Raw genomic sequence first — 732 nt, 5'->3', positions numbered from 1 at the left:
ACCATGATCCAACCCGAACGACCCAGGTCAAGCCGACCCGCCGACGAGCACCTGACCAGTCACGCTGTGTCAAGGATCTTGGACAGGTCTTCGTGGATTTGCTGGTCAGGCTGCTATCGGGATCGGCGGGTAGTCGGTGAGGGCTTCGGCTGGGGTGCGGTAGTCAAGGGCGGAGTGCAGCCGTTGCCGGTTGTAGAAGACTTCGATGTATTCGGCGACGGCGAACCGGGCACGGGCGCGGGTGTCGAAGCGCTGCCGGTGGTACATCTCGTTCTTCAGGGTGGCGAAGAACGATTCGGCGGCGGCGTTGTCCCAGCACACACCGGTACGCCCCACGCTGGTGCGTATCCGGTTGTCGCGGCAGTAGCGGGTGAACTCGGCGGAGGTGTACTGGGCGAGTTCAATCGGTTGTTGCAACACCGGGCTGTTGTAATGAGCGTAGCTGTTCAGCGAAGACCTCGGCCGGGGTCTTCCAGCCAAGGATCTTGCGGGGCCGGTTGTTGACCGCGAGGGCGACGGCTTCGAGGTCCTCGTTGGACCACCTCGACAGGTCAGTGCCCTTCGGAAAGTACTGACGTAGCAGCCCGTTCGTGTTCTCGTTCGTCGGCCGCTGCCAGGGCAGGGCGATTGCGTAGTCAGTCGGCGGACGCCCTGAGCTGGTGATGTGCGCAGTGAGTGGCCTGTGTGGAGGCCGGAAGAGCGGGTGAGATCACGTCGGTGATCATGGAGTTC

At 63.0% G+C, this 732-nt stretch carries 2 pseudogenes; both read right to left on the bottom strand.

What is annotated here, in order from left to right:
• Positions 1-105: 105 nt before the first annotated feature.
• Positions 106-390, bottom strand: a pseudogene (locus tag V6U90_RS33690) (integrase core domain-containing protein); the annotation flags it as partial.
• Between the two features lie 10 nt (positions 391-400).
• Positions 401-619, bottom strand: a pseudogene (locus tag V6U90_RS33685) (transposase); the annotation flags it as partial.
• Positions 620-732: the final 113 nt, after the last annotated feature.

Source organism: Micromonospora sp. CPCC 206060, assembly GCF_036906895.1.
Taxonomy (GTDB): Bacteria; Actinomycetota; Actinomycetes; order Mycobacteriales; family Micromonosporaceae; genus Micromonospora.
The sequence above is the reverse complement of the archived record's forward strand: the minus strand, read 5'-3'. Positions and strand labels throughout refer to the sequence as shown.